Consider the following 15,330-nt stretch of genomic DNA (forward strand, 5'->3'; position numbering starts at 1 on the left):
GGTTAGCGCCCTCTGGTGCACCGCACAACCCAACCGTCATCCTAGCGAAGGCTGGGATCCAGGTCCTCGGAGACATGGGCCCCAGCCTTCGCTGGGGCAACTCTAATTGGTGTTCCGCAAATAGGTCCCGAGCCAGTCGAACACCTCGCCATACCATTGGATCGAGTTGTTCGGCTTCAGCACCCAGTGGTTCTCGTCCGGGAAGACCAGCAGCTTCGACGGGATGTCGCGGCGCTGCAGGGCGGTGAAGCTGGCGATCCCCTGCGTATAAGGGATGCGGAAGTCCTTTTCGCCGGTGATGACCAGCATCGGCGTCTTCCACTTGGCGACATGATTCACCGGGTTCCAGCGCTCGAACGCGGCAGGGTCCTCGAAATAGGCCTTGCCGCCATGCTCCCACTCGTCGAACCACAGCTCTTCGGTTTCGTAAGCCATGGCGCGGGCGTCGAACACGCCGTCGTGCTGGACGAGGCATTTGAACCGGTCGGGCCACTGGCCGGCGATCCAATTCATCATGTAACCGCCATAGCTGGCGCCGAGGGCGCAGGCATTGTCGGCATCGAGAAAGGCGTCATTGGCGGTCGCGTAAGCGAGACCCTTTTGCAGGTCTTCCAGCGGCCAGCCGCCCCAATTGTTCTGGATCGCGTCGGTGAAGGCCTGGCCGTAGCCGGTGCTTCCATGGAAATCGACGCTGACGACCGCATAGCCGGGCGCCGAGAAGAGGCGCGAGTTCCAGCGATAGGACCAGGCGTTGTTGAAGCTGCCCTGCGGTCCGCCATGGACGACGAAGGCGATCGGAAGCTTGGCGGTGGCGGCCGCCGGCTTCAGCTTGAAACCCCAGACCTTGTCGTTGTTGGCGCCGGTGAAGCTGAACTTCTCGAAGCTGACCGGATCCAGTTCGGCCAGCAGGTCGCGGTTGACGTCGGTCAGCCGGACGACCTTGCCCTTCGCATCGACGCGATAAAGGTCATCCGGCGCCTTGATGCTGTTCATGGCGTAAAGGACCGACCCGTCGGCCAGCGGAACCGCGGCATGCGCCGCGCCTTCGGTGGTCAGCTTCGTTACTCGGCCGCTTGCGACATCGACGCGGAAGAGCGGGGTTTCCAGCGTATCCTGCGCGTCGACGATGATCGACTTGCCGTCCTTCGACCATGCGATGGAGCCGACCGAGCGGTCCCAGTTGGCGGTGACGGCACGGACCTGGCCGGTGGCGAGATCGCGGACCTGCAGTACCTGGCGATCGGCTTCGTAAGTGGCGCGGGCCATGCTGAAATAGGCGAGCTTGCTTCCGTCAGGCGACAAGGTGGGAAGATTGTCCGTCCCGTCATTGTCGGCGGTGAGGTTGGTCGGCTGCGCCGAGCCATCGGCAGGCACCGAGAAGATGTCGAGATTGGTCGACTTGGCTTCGATCCGGCCGGCTTCGCGAAGGGCGAAATAGACGGTGCGCCCGTCGGCCGAGATGTCGACTTCCTCGCCGCCGCCGAACGGCTTCGACGGCGTGTCGCCGACCAATGCGCCCGTCACCGGTACCCCAGGTCCGGTCACCTGGCCGCCCTGGATCGGGAAAGAGAAGATGCGGCTGCGGACGCCCGGTTCGGCCCATGTATCCCAGTGACGGACGAACAGCTGGTCGTAGGCACGACCCGAACCGGTCTTCTTGCTAGCCGTCACGCCGGCGCAAGTGAAGTCGGTGCAGCGAAGGTCGCGATCGGCCCACAGGATGACACGGCTTCCGTCGGAGCTGACCTTGAAGCCGGAAATGTCGCCCTTGAAGCTGGACAGCTGTGCAGGCTGGCCGCCGACCGTCATCTTGAACAGCTGGTCCTGCCCGTCGACCGGCGCCAGGTACCAGACCGCGCCGTCGTTCCCGAACACCGCGTCATGCGCTCCGGTGGTAAGACCGGCGAGCGGCTGCGGTGCTGCGCCCTTGGCCTTTAGGTCGAGGATGTGCGTGAAGTTGTTGCGCTTGTTCGCGGCCAGATCCGTCGTCGACAGGGTGAAGATGGCATGGCGCCCGTCCGGCGACACGCTGTGCGAGCCGAGGCGGCGCATCATGTGCATGTCGGTCGCGGTCATCGGCCGGGCGACGGCTGGCGTTGAGACAAGGGCGGCGGCCGCGACGGTGGCGGCTAGGGTGAGGCGCATGAGCATGGCCGGCAGGCCTAACCGCCCGTCAATTAACGATCAACAACCGTTTAGAGCGGGCGGCCCGTGATGCGGTGGATCTCGCGCTTCACATGTTCGTCGACGATGCCCGGCAGATGATCGTCAAGCCATTGCTTGAGGATCGGGCGGAGCATCTCGCGAACCATTTCCTCCAGCGGATTGGCCTGCGGTACCGGAGGCGCGGACGCAGCGAGGGCAGCCAGCGCTTCCAGGCGCTGACGGCTTTCGTCGGCGACGTCGTCTTCCATCAAGGGCGGGCCAAGATCGACCGGCGGAACGGTCACGGCTTCCATGCTCTGGTCGAGCTCGAGCACGTCGTCCTCTTCCCCATCGCCTTCCATTTCCGGAGGCGGGGCCGCGGCGCGAATCTCCTTTTCCTCCGCGATCACACGTTTGATCGACGCGAGGATGTCTTCCATTGAGGGTTCCCGGGCTGCTGCCATTGCCCCCTTTTACTTATCGGGAAGCCGGAGTCACGCCTTGAGACGGTGGAATTACGCCTTGTGATGCCGGAAGCACCCCCGGCGGCGTTTCCGCCGGCGTGATGGTGCTGGTGGAAACCGGATTATGGCGAGGATCGCTCGACCAGTCGTTCCAGTCTCCCGCGACATGGCGATAATTGCCGAGCGGATCGTAGAGCGCACCGCCATCGAGCCCGAGGTCCTGCGCCTCGGCCTGGCCCATCGCATTCAATAGCTGGAAGCCGGCGACATAGGCGTCGCGGCGCGCCGTCACCAGCAGCACCTGCGAGTTCAGCAGTTCCTGTTCGGCATCCAGCACGTCGAGGATAGTGCGGGTGCCGACGCTGTTCTCGGCGCGGACGCCTTCAAGCGCCAGTTCGTTCGCCTTGACCGCGACGTCATTCGATTTGATCGCGTCAATCGCTGACTGATAGTCGGCGAAGGCCGACCGGGTGGTGGCAACCACGAAGCGTTCGGTGCCGACGCGCTGCTCCAGCGCTTGTCCTTCAAGAGCCTGGGCCCGGCGGATACGGGCCGACGGCAGGCCGCCCTGGTAGAAGGGAACGCGTGCGTTCACCCCGACGCTGGTTGCGGTTCCGGACTGTAGCCCCAGATCATCGCCGGTGGCATCGAACCAGTCGCCGGACGCGACGGCTGATACGGTCGGGAGGCGCGTCCCGCGAACCGACTTCACGTCAAAACCCGCGGCTTCAGCCTGGCGAGTGATGGCGATGAGGTCGGGATTGTCGATCAGAGCGACGCGCACTGCCTCATCCGCGGTTGCCGGAAAAGGCGGAAGCGGCGGCGGCGGCTGGAGCTGGTCGGGCTGCTCGCCGATCACGCGACGGTAATTTTGTTCGCTACCGATCAGCCGGCCCTGCGCCAGCGTGTAGCGCGAACGGGCCAATGCCAGACGCGCTTCCGACTGGGCAACGTCGGTGCGGGTGACGTCGCCGATTTCAAACCTGTCCTGCGTTGCCTGCAGGTTGGTTTCCAGAACCTTGACGTTGTTGTTGTTGAGCTCGACGGTCGCGCGGTCGCGGATCACGTCCATGTAGGCTGCGACCGCCTCGGTGAACACGTCACCTTCGACGGCGCGCAAATTGGCCCGGCCCGCCTCGACGCGGGTCTTCGATGCCTTGATGTCATTCTTGACGGTGCCGCCCTGAAACAGCGGCATGCCGACATCGACGCCCGCGTTCATGTAGGGCCCCTTGCCGGTGCCGACGTCGAAGCGACCGCTGCGCGTCACGTCGCGGGTAATGCCGACGGTGCCGGTTACGGTTGGCCGGCCAGCGGAGCGCGAGATCGCCACACCAGCGTCGGTCGCCTTCAGATTTTCGCGCTGGGCCATCAAGGTTGGGTTGGCGCGGTAGGTCGAAACCAGCGCCTCACGAAGCGTGTCGGCCGACGCGGAGCCGGTCGCGAGCGCGGCGATAAGCGTTGCAAAGGCAATGTTACGGGTCACAGGCAAAGCTCTCCGCTCAAAATTCAGAAGGTGAAGGCCCGCGGCCGTTCAAATCCGGGAAGCGTCTCGACATCGGAATCGGCGAGGCTTCGCCATCCGACCGAGCCGCCAGCATAAGTGCCGACCGACAGGCGGGCAACGCCCCGGTCAACGATCGCTCCGGCGATGCGGCCGCCGGGCGCAAGCTGATTGGCAAGGCCAGCCGGGACTTCCTCGACCGCGCCTTCCAGCAGGATAAGATCATAGGGTGCCCCCTTGTTCCAACCATCCTGGAGCGATCCTACCACAGTTTCCACCCCAACCGAGTCCGCCTGGTTTGCCAGGGCCTGGTCCGATTCCAGGGCGACTACCTCGAGGCCTGCCTCGCGAAGGACGGCCGCCGAATAGCCCGATCCCGATCCGATCACGAGTGCACGCTCGCCTGCCCGTGGCTGGGCCTCTGTCAGCAACCGGCCGAGCGCGGCTGGCGGCATCAGGTAGCGGCCATGGCCGATCCGAACCGAGCGGTCGAAATAAGCGAGTGCGCGCGCCGATTCCGGCACGAACCGTTCCCGCTCGATCTTGCCCATTGCGGCAAGCACGCCGCGGTCGGTGACGCCTTGCGGGCGGAGCTGGTTGTCGACCATTGTCCGGCGGGCCAGGCTGAAGTCCTGCATCAATACCTCGTTCGTAACGAACTGTTATATGCCACTAACACAGTGGCGCTTCAAGTGGTCCCTTATCCGCTGGGACCGCCTCCGCCAAGGCAGCGCCTGCCCCCGTTTGTCGAATCGTCCGGTTGACAAGCGACGTGGGGAACCGCCAAAGGCCTCCACCGCGGGGCCCGATGGCGGAGTGGTGACGCAGCGGACTGCAAATCCGTGCACGCCGGTTCGATTCCGGCTCGGGCCTCCAACTTTTCCCCCGTTTTCACGCTTATCCTGTCCGTTTCCGGACAGCGCTGTCCGAATGCGGACGGCATATTCAATCAGCTTGAACTGCCAATGAAGGCTAGTGGCCAAATACATGGCCTTCATGTCGCAATTTCCGTGCCAATTCGCGGAAGCGCCATAGCATCATGGGTCGCAAGGCTCGCGAATCTTCACGAATGTTCACAGTAGTGGATTAGTTTTTCTGGTCCCGTCTATGGGCGCACCTTTTAAGGCTACCTACCAATTCAAGTTCAAGGAATGCGGCGGCATTGGCATGACTGACATGCTGTAGGACAGCGAATTCGGTTATGACCGCAATGACCAGAAAGCGGACGTCGCGCTACTGCGCCGCATTCCTCTTGATGGGGTTAGAGATGTCCGTCGCAAACGCGGAAGATATTATTGCTGCAGGGTCGATGGGCGGCAACGATCGCCCAAGTCCGTTGCATCAGCGAAGTCCATTTCGACGGCACCTGCTCGGGCATCGCATGGGCACTCGCGGGCGCCAATATGAGAGCAGTTGCAACGGCGGTTCTGATAAATTTCTTCATTCGACCCTCCAATCAAAGAGGGCCACACATATTGTCCCGACTTGTTTCCGGCGGGTGGATCACGAAACCATATCGGACCAACTTCACCCGGTTGGCATGGCAATCCGGCCCATGGTTGACCGCTTAAAGACCATCGAAAATCGGGCGGTACCTAGCGTCGCCTGGCAAATATTGAGATGCTAAGCCCACCCCGATGAACTTCTTCCAGTTCCTGAAGTCGCTCGACGACCTTTTGTACGAAGTTGTTTCGTGGCTGGTTTTCTATCCGGTGACGCTTTGGCGAGCGGCGCGCCATCCGCTCGCCATGATGGACTATGCGACGAGCGAGCTGACGAAGCCGGACGAGCAGCAATTCGACGAGGCGCTCAGTCCGCCGATCCTGCTGATGCTGACCGTCCTGGTCGCGCACGGAATTGAGTTGGCGCTGATCGGTGAAAGCACGATCGTCGCGGACAAGCGCGGCGTTGCCAGCCTGATCAGCGACGATACGAGCCTCATCCTGCTCAGGCTGGTCGCCTTTGCATCATTCCCGTTGATCTTCGCCACGCACACGCTGCGCAAGCAGCGGGCTACGCTCACCCGTCAATCGCTTGAGCCGGCCTTCTTTGCCCAATGCTATGCGAACGCACCCTTCGCATTGATCGTCAGCATTGCCGCGACCCTGACGCAGGTGCCGATCATTTTGGCGGACTTGGCGGCGCTCACGCTATTCGGCCTAAGCGGATTGGGCTTTATCGCGGTGGAAACGATGTGGTTCCGCAAAGTGCTGGGCGTTGGCGTGTTACGCGGTATCGGGAACGCAATAACGGCCTATGCGGCGGCCCTTGCCTTCATGCTTGCGGTTGGCTGGCTGGTGGGCGGGGAGCCACTGTAACTCCTCATTTCAGGAACATCCCCGATGGACCTCGGCCCGAAATTCGTTTGAACAAGTGAGATGGCAATTCTTCTGATCCCGATGGCCGCATTGATGGCCTCCACCACGCCGAGCGAGCCCATCGCCCCCGGCAATCGCAAGGCTTATTGCCGTGGCGAAGTCTCGGCGCAGTATGAAACCCGGCCGATGTATGTGACGACCGGCAAGCTCGTGAAGGGTGCCAAGGGAACGACCTCGGTAAGCGGCACCGTCGACAAGGGTTCGGAGGGGATCAAGAAGTTCAAGTGCCGCTTCGACACGAAGGGCCGCTTGATCGACGTCATGGCACTGACACCCGACGGAGAGTGATCGTCCCTCACCGCTTCGCATTGCCGTGTCGCGGGAATTGCAGCTAGTCTGGCGACCCCTGAGCGGAGATTTCCCGGCATGGCGAAGCTCGTCTTTGGAATGAACCAGTCGCTGGACGGCTATGTCGACCATATGGCTTTCGGGCCGGGACCGACGCTGTTCCGTCACTTCGTCGAGCAGGCTCACGAGCAGGTTGGGAGCATTTACGGTCGGGGCCTCTACGAATTGATGCGCTATTGGGACGAGGACCATCCCGAATGGGACGCGGACAGGCGTGAATATGCGGTAGGGTGGCGGCGCCAGAAGAAGTGGGTCGTGTCGAACTCGCTGACCTCAGTCGGCCCCAACGCGGCGCTAATCGGTGAAGATTTCGAAGCTGCGATCCGCAGGTTGAAGGCCGACGTCGAAGGGGAAATCCAGGTTGGCGGACCGGTCCTGGCGAAGAGCCTGGGTGAGCTGGGGCTGATCGACGAATATCGGATCTACCTGCATCCGGTCGTCCTGGGCGAAGGCAGTCCATTCTTCATTGGTCCCAGGCCGAGGCTCCGGCTTACCGCTACCGAGCGGATCGACGAAGATGTGATCCGCCTGACTTACGTTCCAGCCTGAATGGCGGCCTAGCGCGAAGCGGTTTGAGGCTCCGGCGGGTAGAGCGAATCCCCGCCCAGCGCGCGATAGAGGTCAACGAGATTCGTCGCGGCCTCGAGGCGCATCAGGACCAGGCTTTGCTGCGCCGAATAATAGGTCCGCTGCGCGTCCAGCGTCGCTAGGAAGTTGTCGATGCCCTCGCGGTAGCGGGCGTCGGCCAGCTTGTAATTGTCCGCCGCCGAATCCTGCTGCGCCTGGCGTGCCCGAAGTTCGTCGCCGGCAGTGCCCTGCCGGGCGAGGGCGTCTCCGACCTCCCGGAAGGCAGTCTGGATCGCCTTTTGGTAGACGGCGATGGCCGCATCGCGTTCGGCCTCGGTCCGGCGGACGTTGGCGCGGTTCGCACCGGCATTGAAGATCGAATAGTTAGCGGCCGCCGATGCGCTCCAGTTGAGGCCGTTCGATAGGAGCCCGCCAAGCGAACTGCTGGCCATTCCGAGCAGCCCGGTCAGCGAAATACTCGGGAACATGGCCGCGCGGGCTGCGCCGATTTCGGCATTGGCGGCGCGGAGGCGATATTCCGCCTCCATCACGTCGGGACGGCGGAGAAGGACAAGCGAGCTGACGCCTTCCGGCAGCGGCGCGACGGTCGGAGCGGCCTGCTCGATCGACGCGGGCAGCAGCTTCGGATCGACCGGGGTTCCGATCAGCAATTGCAGCAGGTTCACGTCCTGCGCGAGTGCCGTGCGCTGCTGTGCGACCAGCGCCTGGGCGGCGAAAAGGATCTGCTCGGCCTGGCGCAGGTCGGTTCGCGGCGCGATGCCGCCTTCGAGCCGGGCGCGGGTCAGCCGGACGCTGCGTTCCGCATTGGCGGCGGTGTCCTCGGCGATCTGGAGCAGGCTGGCGTCGGCCCCGTAGGTCAGCCAGGCAGTAGCGATGTCGCCAACCAGCGCGAGGCGCGTAGTCCGGCCCGCCGCTTCGGTCGCGAAATAGCGGTTGAGGTCTGCCTTCGTCAGCGACCGGATGCGGCCGAACAGGTCGACTTCGAAGCTGGTGACGGCAAGGCCGGCGCGATACTCGATATCGGCGCCGCTCTCCCCTGCGCCGGTCGCTTCGGTACCGGCGACCGTGCCGGCAGCATCGACATGCGGGAACAGTTCCGCGCGCTGGATTCGATATTGCTCGCGGGCGGCGGCGATGTTGCCCGCAGCCGCCATCAGGTCGCGGTTGTTGGCGAGGCCAAGCGCGATCAGACCTTGCAGCCGGGGGTCGCGGAAGATTTCCTGATAGGTGACCGCCGGAAGGGTCGCCTCGCTCTGTCGGAGATAGGCGTCGCCGGCCGGCCATGACGGTGGCACTGCCGAGTCCGGGCGGGCGTAATCCGGCTCCATCGTCATGCAGCCGGCGAGCAGCAGCGCGATCAGCGGCGCGAATTTCCTCATGCCGCCACCTCGCCGCGCTTGGCCCGCTTCTCGCGGAGATAGGTCAGGCCGTCGCGAACGCCCCGGCGCACCAGTACGAAGAACAACGGGATGTAGAAGATGGCGAGGATGGTCGCGGTCAGCATGCCGCCGATCACCGACGTACCGATGGCGATGCGGCTGTTGGCGCCGGCGCCGGTCGAAATGGCCAGCGGAAGCACGCCGAAGATGAAGGCGAAGCTGGTCATCAGGATCGGCCGCAAACGGATGCGGGCTGCTTCCAGCGCTGCTTCGATGACGCGCTTGCCCTGCCGCTCGGCGCGCTCGGCGAACTCGACCATCAGGATGGCGTTCTTGGCGGCGAGGCCCATCGTCGTCAGCAGGCCGATCTGGAGGTAGACGTCGTTCTGAAGGCCGCGCAGGGTCACCGCGAACACCGCGCCCACCAGTCCGAGCGGAATGACCAGGATGACGGCGAGCGGCACCGACCAGCTTTCGTAGAGCGCGGCAAGGCAGAGGAACACGACCAGCAGCGAGATTGCGTAGAGGAATGGCGCCTGTCCGGAAGACAAGCGCTCCTCATAGGATTGGCCCGACCATGCAACCCCTACTCCCGGGATCTGCGAGGCCAGCTCCTCGATCCGGTTCATCGAATCGCCGCTGCTCTTCCCCGGCGCCGGCTGTCCCTGGAACTCATAGGACTGGACGCCCATGAAGCGCGAAAGGCTGACCGGCGCGACCGACCATCCGGTTTGCGAGAAGGAGGAGAATGGGACCATCTCCCCATTGCGGTTGCGCACAGACCATTGGTTGATGTCTTCGGGCTTGGACCGATACTGCGCGTCGCCCTGGACATAGACGCGCTTCACCCGGCCGCGATCGATGAAGTCGTTGACGTATCGACCGCCCCAGGCCGCGGACAGGGTGCTGTTCACGTCGGCGGTGGTCAGGCCCAGCGTGGAAATCCGCTCCTGATTGATGTCGACCTTTAGCGTCGACACATCCGGAAGCTCGGACAGGCGAACCTGCTGCAGCTCCTTGTCGGCCTGGGCCATTTCCAAAAGCTTGTCGCGCGCTTCCTCGAACTGCCGTTGCGGCATTCCGCTGGTGTTCTGCAACTGCATGTTGAAGCCGCCAGACTGGCCGAGGCCGCGGATCGCGGGCGGGATCAGGGCGAAGACCTGGGCGTCGCGATACTGGCCGAACGCGCTGCGGGCACGTTGGACGATGGCGTCGGCGCTATTCTCCTTGCCGTGGCGATTTTCGAAGTCCGACAGGTTGATGAAGGACTGGCCGGCATTCTGGCCGGTCGCGCCCTGGCCGCCGCCGGCGACGATGAAATAGGCCCGGAAATTGTCCTTGTCCGGCCCGTTCATCACATAATTTTCGACGGCGAGCTGCATCTCCTTGGTGCGTTCCAGCGTGGCGCCGGCGGGAAGGCGGAACTGGATCTGCATCGCGCCCTGGTCCTCGCTGGGAAGGAAGCCGGTCGGAAGCCGGACGAACATCAGCGCGAGGGCGACACAGACGAGTCCGTAGCCGCCGAGGAAGCGCCACTTGCGGTCGACGACGTAGGTCACGATCCCGACATACCAGTCACGCAGGCGATTGAAGCGCGTGTTGAACCCGTCGCGGCCCTTCGAAAGAATTCCGGCCACGCGCGGGAAGCGCTGACCGAGGGCCGTGTCCCTGGGGTCGACGTGGGTCCGCTTGAGAACGCCGGACGCGATCGCTGGGCTAAGCGTCATCGCGACGAAGACCGACAAGACCATCGCCGAGACAATGGTGGCGGAGAACTGGCGATAGATGACGCCGGTGGACCCGCCGAAGAAGACCATCGGCAGGAACACGGCCGAGAGGATGAGTGCGATGGCGACCAGCGCCATCTGGATCTGGCTCATCGACATGATGGTGGCTTCGCGGGGCGTCAGCTCCGGATTTTCCTCCATGATGCGCTCGACATTCTCGACCACCACGATGGCGTCGTCAACCAGCAGGCCGACGGCCAGCACCAGGCCGAACAGGGTCATCGTATTGATCGAGAAATCGAGCGCGTAGAGCACCGCGAAGGTGCCCAGCAGAACGACCGGAATGGCGATTGCGGGAACCAGCGTCGCTCGCCAGCTCTGCAGGAAGACGAACATGACGATGATCACCAGGATCATCGCTTCGACCAGCGTGATCACCACCTCTTCGATCGACAGCTTGATGAAATCGGTGGTGTCGTAGGCGTAGGCATATTTGTAGCCGGCCGGGAAAGCCTTCGCCAATTGCTCGACCCGCGCCTTGACCACGTCGGCCGTCTCAAGCGCGTCGGCGCCGGGGGCCAGGAAGATGGCGATGCCGGCGCCCGGCTTGCCGTTCAGCCGGCGGTCGGAGTTGTAGTTTTCCGCGCCAAGCTCGACCCGCGCGACATCGGTGAGACGCACGCGGGCGCCGCTGGATTCCGCCTTGACGATGATGTTCTTGAATTCGTCCACCGTCTGGAACCGCGAGGATGCGGTGACGGTGGCGTTGAGCATCTGGCCGGGTAACGCAGGCGTTCCGCCGACCTCGCCCGCCGCGACCTCGACATTCTGCGCGGAAATGGCGCTGATCACATCGGCCGGCATCAGCGAGTAGGAGCGAAGCCTCGCCGGATCGAGCCAGATGCGCATCGCATAAGGTGCGCCGAACACGTTGACGTCGCCGACGCCCTGCGTCCGCGCGATCACGTCCTGCATGTTGCTCGACAGATAGTCCGACACGTCCATGTCGGTGGACTTGCCGCTATCGTCGTAGACGCCGATGATCAGAAGGAAGTCGTTCGATGACTTTGTAACCCTGACGCCCTGCTGCTGGACCTGTTGCGGAAGCCGCGAGATTGCGGCCTGCACCGCATTCTGGACCTGCACCTGGGCGATATCGGGGTCCGTGCCCTTTTCGAAGGTGACGTTGATCGTGACGGCCCCACGCGAACTCGACGAGGACTGGAAATAGAGAAGGCCGTCGAGGCCGGTCAGCTGCTGCTCCAGCACCTGCGTGACGCTGTCCTGCAACGTCTGGGCCGAGGCGCCCGGATAGGATGCGCGGACATTGACCTGTGGAGGCGCAACGTCAGGATATTGGGCGATCGGCAGCCGGTTGATGGCGCCGAGGCCGAGCAGCATGATCAATATGGCGATCACCCATGCGAAAATCGGGCGATCGATGAAGACGCGTGACATGGATTAGGACGCGCGCCCGGCCGGCTTGGCTGGCGCGGTACGCTGCGGAGTGCTTGCCGGGACGGGCTTGATCTTCGCCCCTTCCCGCAGATTGCCGACGCCCTGAGTGATGACCTTCTCACCGGCCGCAAGGCCCTGCGTCACGACCCAGTTCTGGCCGTCGGTCCGCTCGGCAACGACGGTCCGTTGCACGGCCGTGTTGCCGGGCCCAACGACCCAAAGCGTCGCATTGCCCTTGGGATCGCGCGCCACCGCCTGCTGCGGAACGAGGTAGGCGGTCGTGTTGATGGCCTGGGCCAGGTTCGCCGTCACGAACATGCCGGGCAGCAGGATCGACTGGGGATTGGGGAAGCGGGCGCGGAGCGTCACCGATCCAGTGTCGGCATTGACCACCACTTCCGTGAACTGGATCGTGCCGGTGTAGCCATAATCGCTGCCGTCGGGGAGCGTCAGGCGGACCTGGGCCATGGTCGGCACCGTTCCGCCGCGGGTCAGCGACCGGCGCAGGACGAGCAGGTCGGGTGCCGACTGCTGGATGTCGACATAGACCGGATCGAGACGGGTGATTGTCGTCAATGAATCCGCCTGGTTGGCGGTCACCAGCGCCCCTTCGGTGAAGTTGGAGAGGCCGATGCGCCCGCTGATCGGAGCTGGGACCCTGGTGTAGCGAAGGTTGATCTGGGCGGCCCGAAGCGATGCATTATTCTGGGCAATGGACGCATTGGCCTGACGCGCCTGCGCCAGCGCGTCGGTGTAATCCTGCTTCGACACCGCCTCCATTTCGGCCAGCGGCTTGTAGCGAGCCGCGCGGGCTGACGCGGCCTCGGCGCTGGCACGGGCACTCTGGAGATTGGCCGAGGCCTGGGCGACCTGCGCCTGATAGATGCTGGGGTCGATCTGGTAGAGCGTCTGCCCCTGGCGGACCACCGATCCTTCGGCGAACAGGCGCCGGAGGATGACGCCGGAAACCTGCGGGCGGACCTCGGAAATCTGGAAGGCTGCGACACGGCCGGGAAGCGAATTCTCGATGGGGACGCTGCTCGCCTGGACGACGACAAAGCCGACCTGGGCCGGCTGGCCGTCGCGGCCGCCACCCTCCGCCTCGCCGCTGCCGCAAGCCGCCAGCGAGCCAAGCGCCGCTATCAATGCGATGCGTCCAAAAAGCCTCACGCGGTCAACCGCCGAACTGCGCGTACCATTCCACACCCCTTGAAGACCGCCTGAGTCGGATCAGGACGAATAGCGCCTAGATCAGCTAGTTTCAGCCGTCCGAACGGCTCTTAGCGGAAGCAGTATGACCGTTCGTCGAAGCTTTTGTTACAAAAAGCGGTAATTCAGTTGCATTGCAATACTGGAAATGCGGCTACCTGCTTTGGTCCGGCACCATTGCGAAGGCCCGCGTCCGGCCTTACGTCGACAACCATGAAGCGAATGTTGTTTATCCCCTCGCTGGCGTTGCTCGCCGCCTGCGGCCAGGGTGGCAAAGCCAATATCGAAGTGAGCGATGCATGGGCCCGGCCGACGCGCGGCGATGCGCCCGGTGCGGTCTATGTCACCATCGAAAACAAGGGCGGCCAGGATGACCGGTTGGTCAGCGTGATGACGGATCACGCGGCGATGGCGATGGTCCACCAGACGGAAATGTCCAACGGCGTCGCCCGGATGCGGATGGCCGGCGAAATCAACGTCCCTGCCGGAAACAGCATCAAGATGGTGCCGGGCGGCACGCACATCATGCTGGAGGGTCTTCGGACGCCTCTTCACACCGGCGACAGCTTTCCTCTCGTCCTGAAATTCCGCGAAAGCGGTGAAGAGAAAGTATCGGTCAGGGTGGCGGAAGCAGGCGAGCAATGAACCTGAAGCAGCTTCGGCTGGGGTTGTGGGTGCTGGTCGGCCTGGTCGCCGCCGGCCTAGTCGTGTTCCTTTGGCAGGAATCCAAGACCGAGCAGCCGGCGTTCAGCCAGACGTCACTGGGAACGATCGGCGGACCATTCAACCTGACCGCGTCGAGTGGAAAGCCGTTTTCCAGCGCCGAGCTCAACGGAAAGCCCGCGGCAGTCTTCTTCGGCTTCACCCATTGCCCCGATGTTTGCCCCACGACCCTGGCGCGCCTGACGAAGCTGCGCCGCGATCTGGGCAAGGGCAACGACGCGCTGTCGATCGTGTTCATCAGCGTCGATCCCGAACGCGATACGCCCGCCGAAGTCGACACCTATATGAAGCTGTACGACACGCCGGTGATCGGCCTCACTGGCACGCCGGCGCAGATCGAGCAGGTGAAGAAGCAGTTCGGCATCTTTTCGCGAAAGGTGGAGCAGCCGGGCGGCGGCTACAGCGTCGACCACACCGCGACCGTGATCCTGCTGGATCGCAACGGCCAGTTCAGCTCGACCATCGCCATGGAAGAAGGGAACGACGTCGCTCTGGCCAAGCTACGGCGGATTACCGCCTAGTCTTCTTCGCGATCCATCACCCGCTTGAGTAGCCGGTCCATCGCCCCTTGCGATTCCGGTTCCTCCAGGTTCGGCGTGTGGCCAACGGCGGGAACGACGACCAGCTCGGCATCTCCATTGAGCCGCTCGACCATTTGCCCGGCAATATCGGGCGCAAGAAGATCGGATAGTTCGCCGCGAAGGATCGTCACAGGCCGTCCGGCCAGGCATTCGTAAAGATGCCAGTTGGCGCCCTGGGGCCCTTCGGTCGCGGCACGAAAATTCTCGGCTATCCGCATGTCATATTGGAAGGCGATTCCGTCCGACGTTTCATGCATGATCCGTTGGGCGAAACGTTCCCAATCGTCCTTTTGCCAGTGCGGGAAGACTTCGCGGTTACGGTCCTCCAACGTATCGGCAGCCTCTTCCCAGCTGCCGAATTTCACTTCCCGCCCGACATAGCCGCCGATGCGATCGATTCCGGTCTGGTCGATCTCCGGCCCGATATCGTTCAGCATCGCGCCGGCGATCCGGTCGGCATCGCTGGAGGCGAGCAGCATCGTGCAGATGCCGCCCAGCGACGTTCCCATGAAGACGGCGTCGGCGATCCCTTCCTGGTCCAGCAGCTTCATGATGTCGGCGACATAAAATTGCGGCGTGTAGCGGCTCGGATCGGGATCGTTGTCGCTCATCCCGCGCCCGCGAAGGTCAACGCAAAGGATGCGCCAGTCGCCCGCGTAGCGTTCGGCAACGGGTTCGAAATCCCGCGCATTGCGCGTCAGGCCCGGGATGCAGAGGATCGGCGGCTTGTCCCGTGGGCCTTCGTAATTGCGGTAGTGGAGGCGGATCCCTTCGGCGCTGTACCAGAAACGGTCCGTCCAACTCGCCATTACGCTTTCCCCGCTTG

The 15,330-nt window shown here is 63.6% G+C and carries 13 protein-coding genes and 1 tRNA gene; 6 read left to right on the forward strand and 8 right to left on the reverse strand.

Translation table 11 applies throughout. The features are described 5' to 3' along the window. Nucleotides 1-102: 102 nt before the first annotated feature. Genes LZ496_RS05075 through LZ496_RS05090 form a run of 4 tightly spaced genes read right to left on the reverse strand, consistent with a single transcriptional unit; the run spans nt 103 to nt 4,751 of the window. Nucleotides 103-2,145: an alpha/beta hydrolase family protein gene (locus LZ496_RS05075; RefSeq protein ID WP_249903493.1), complete on the reverse strand. Its 2,043-nt coding sequence runs from the start codon at nt 2,143-2,145 to the stop codon at nt 103-105. 50 nt (nt 2,146-2,195) lie between these two features. Continuing rightward, nucleotides 2,196-2,585, reverse strand: coding sequence for a DUF2497 domain-containing protein (locus LZ496_RS05080; RefSeq protein ID WP_249903494.1), 390 nt, complete (start codon nt 2,583-2,585; stop codon nt 2,196-2,198). Nucleotides 2,586-2,622: 37 nt separating this feature from the next. Continuing rightward, the gene (locus LZ496_RS05085; protein ID WP_249903495.1) at nt 2,623-4,095 is read right to left on the reverse strand and encodes a TolC family outer membrane protein; all 1,473 of its coding nucleotides are present in this window, start codon (nt 4,093-4,095) and stop codon (nt 2,623-2,625) included. Nucleotides 4,096-4,118: 23 nt separating this feature from the next. Further along, on the reverse strand, nt 4,119-4,751 hold the full coding sequence (locus LZ496_RS05090) for a protein-L-isoaspartate O-methyltransferase family protein (protein WP_249903496.1): 633 nt from the start codon (nt 4,749-4,751) through the stop codon (nt 4,119-4,121). 164 nt (nt 4,752-4,915) lie between these two features. Here LZ496_RS05090 and LZ496_RS05095 point away from each other — a divergent pair. The 4 genes from LZ496_RS05095 (at nt 4,916) to LZ496_RS05110 (ending at nt 7,388) form a co-directional block, all read left to right on the forward strand. Then, a tRNA-Cys gene (locus LZ496_RS05095) sits at nt 4,916-4,989 on the forward strand. Nucleotides 4,990-5,750: 761 nt separating this feature from the next. Beyond that, nucleotides 5,751-6,431: a hypothetical protein gene (locus LZ496_RS05100; RefSeq protein WP_249903497.1), complete on the forward strand. Its 681-nt coding sequence runs from the start codon at nt 5,751-5,753 to the stop codon at nt 6,429-6,431. A gap of 60 nt (nt 6,432-6,491) precedes the next feature. Further along, nucleotides 6,492-6,779 (forward strand): hypothetical protein, encoded by a 288-nt coding sequence (locus tag LZ496_RS05105; protein ID WP_249903498.1) that lies wholly within the window; start codon nt 6,492-6,494, stop codon nt 6,777-6,779. A 78-nt stretch (nt 6,780-6,857) separates the two neighbouring features. Beyond that, nucleotides 6,858-7,388 (forward strand): dihydrofolate reductase family protein, encoded by a 531-nt coding sequence (locus tag LZ496_RS05110; RefSeq protein WP_249903499.1) that lies wholly within the window; start codon nt 6,858-6,860, stop codon nt 7,386-7,388. Nucleotides 7,389-7,396: 8 nt separating this feature from the next. Here the strand turns inward: LZ496_RS05110 and LZ496_RS05115 are convergent, their stop codons facing one another. Genes LZ496_RS05115 through LZ496_RS05125 form a run of 3 tightly spaced genes read right to left on the reverse strand, consistent with a single transcriptional unit; the run spans nt 7,397 to nt 13,161 of the window. After that, nucleotides 7,397-8,806: an efflux transporter outer membrane subunit gene (locus LZ496_RS05115; RefSeq protein ID WP_249903500.1), complete on the reverse strand. Its 1,410-nt coding sequence runs from the start codon at nt 8,804-8,806 to the stop codon at nt 7,397-7,399. Then, nucleotides 8,803-11,991 (reverse strand): efflux RND transporter permease subunit, encoded by a 3,189-nt coding sequence (locus tag LZ496_RS05120; protein ID WP_249903501.1) that lies wholly within the window; start codon nt 11,989-11,991, stop codon nt 8,803-8,805. Before LZ496_RS05120 ends, LZ496_RS05115 begins: the two co-directional genes overlap by 4 nt. A 3-nt stretch (nt 11,992-11,994) precedes the next feature. Further along, nucleotides 11,995-13,161 carry an efflux RND transporter periplasmic adaptor subunit gene (locus tag LZ496_RS05125; protein WP_249903502.1) on the reverse strand — a complete coding sequence of 389 codons (1,167 nt, stop codon included), beginning with the start codon at nt 13,159-13,161 and terminating at the stop codon, nt 11,995-11,997. Between the two features lie 252 nt (nt 13,162-13,413). On the opposite strand from LZ496_RS05125, the gene LZ496_RS05130 reads away from it, so the two are divergent. Next, nucleotides 13,414-13,845: a copper chaperone PCu(A)C gene (locus LZ496_RS05130; RefSeq protein WP_249903503.1), complete on the forward strand. Its 432-nt coding sequence runs from the start codon at nt 13,414-13,416 to the stop codon at nt 13,843-13,845. Then, on the forward strand, nt 13,842-14,444 hold the full coding sequence (locus LZ496_RS05135) for an SCO family protein (protein WP_249903504.1): 603 nt from the start codon (nt 13,842-13,844) through the stop codon (nt 14,442-14,444). The genes LZ496_RS05130 and LZ496_RS05135 overlap by 4 nt, the downstream gene beginning before the upstream one ends. On the opposite strand, the gene LZ496_RS05140 is transcribed toward LZ496_RS05135, so the two are convergent. After that, nucleotides 14,441-15,313, reverse strand: coding sequence for an alpha/beta fold hydrolase (locus LZ496_RS05140; protein ID WP_249903505.1), 873 nt, complete (start codon nt 15,311-15,313; stop codon nt 14,441-14,443). The two genes, LZ496_RS05135 and LZ496_RS05140, sit on opposite strands and share 4 nt — an antisense overlap. Between the last annotated feature and the right edge of the window lie 17 nt (nt 15,314-15,330).

The organism is Sphingomonas caseinilytica, from assembly GCF_023516455.1.
GTDB lineage: Bacteria > Pseudomonadota > Alphaproteobacteria > Sphingomonadales > Sphingomonadaceae > Sphingomicrobium > Sphingomicrobium caseinilyticum.

Coding starts and splice junctions, on each gene's coding strand:
- LZ496_RS05115 (WP_249903500.1), bottom strand. CDS start 8,806: ATGAGGAAATTCGCGCCGCTGATCGCGCTGCTGCTCGCCGGCTGCATG.
- LZ496_RS05140 (WP_249903505.1), bottom strand. CDS start 15,313: ATGGCGAGTTGGACGGACCGTTTCTGGTACAGCGCCGAAGGGATCCGC.
- LZ496_RS05105 (WP_249903498.1), top strand. CDS start 6,492: ATGGCAATTCTTCTGATCCCGATGGCCGCATTGATGGCCTCCACCACG.
- LZ496_RS05080 (WP_249903494.1), bottom strand. CDS start 2,585: ATGGAAGACATCCTCGCGTCGATCAAACGTGTGATCGCGGAGGAAAAG.
- LZ496_RS05090 (WP_249903496.1), bottom strand. CDS start 4,751: ATGCAGGACTTCAGCCTGGCCCGCCGGACAATGGTCGACAACCAGCTC.
- LZ496_RS05075 (WP_249903493.1), bottom strand. CDS start 2,145: ATGCGCCTCACCCTAGCCGCCACCGTCGCGGCCGCCGCCCTTGTCTCA.
- LZ496_RS05120 (WP_249903501.1), bottom strand. CDS start 11,991: ATGTCACGCGTCTTCATCGATCGCCCGATTTTCGCATGGGTGATCGCC.
- LZ496_RS05100 (WP_249903497.1), top strand. CDS start 5,751: ATGAACTTCTTCCAGTTCCTGAAGTCGCTCGACGACCTTTTGTACGAA.
- LZ496_RS05110 (WP_249903499.1), top strand. CDS start 6,858: ATGGCGAAGCTCGTCTTTGGAATGAACCAGTCGCTGGACGGCTATGTC.
- LZ496_RS05135 (WP_249903504.1), top strand. CDS start 13,842: ATGAACCTGAAGCAGCTTCGGCTGGGGTTGTGGGTGCTGGTCGGCCTG.
- LZ496_RS05130 (WP_249903503.1), top strand. CDS start 13,414: ATGAAGCGAATGTTGTTTATCCCCTCGCTGGCGTTGCTCGCCGCCTGC.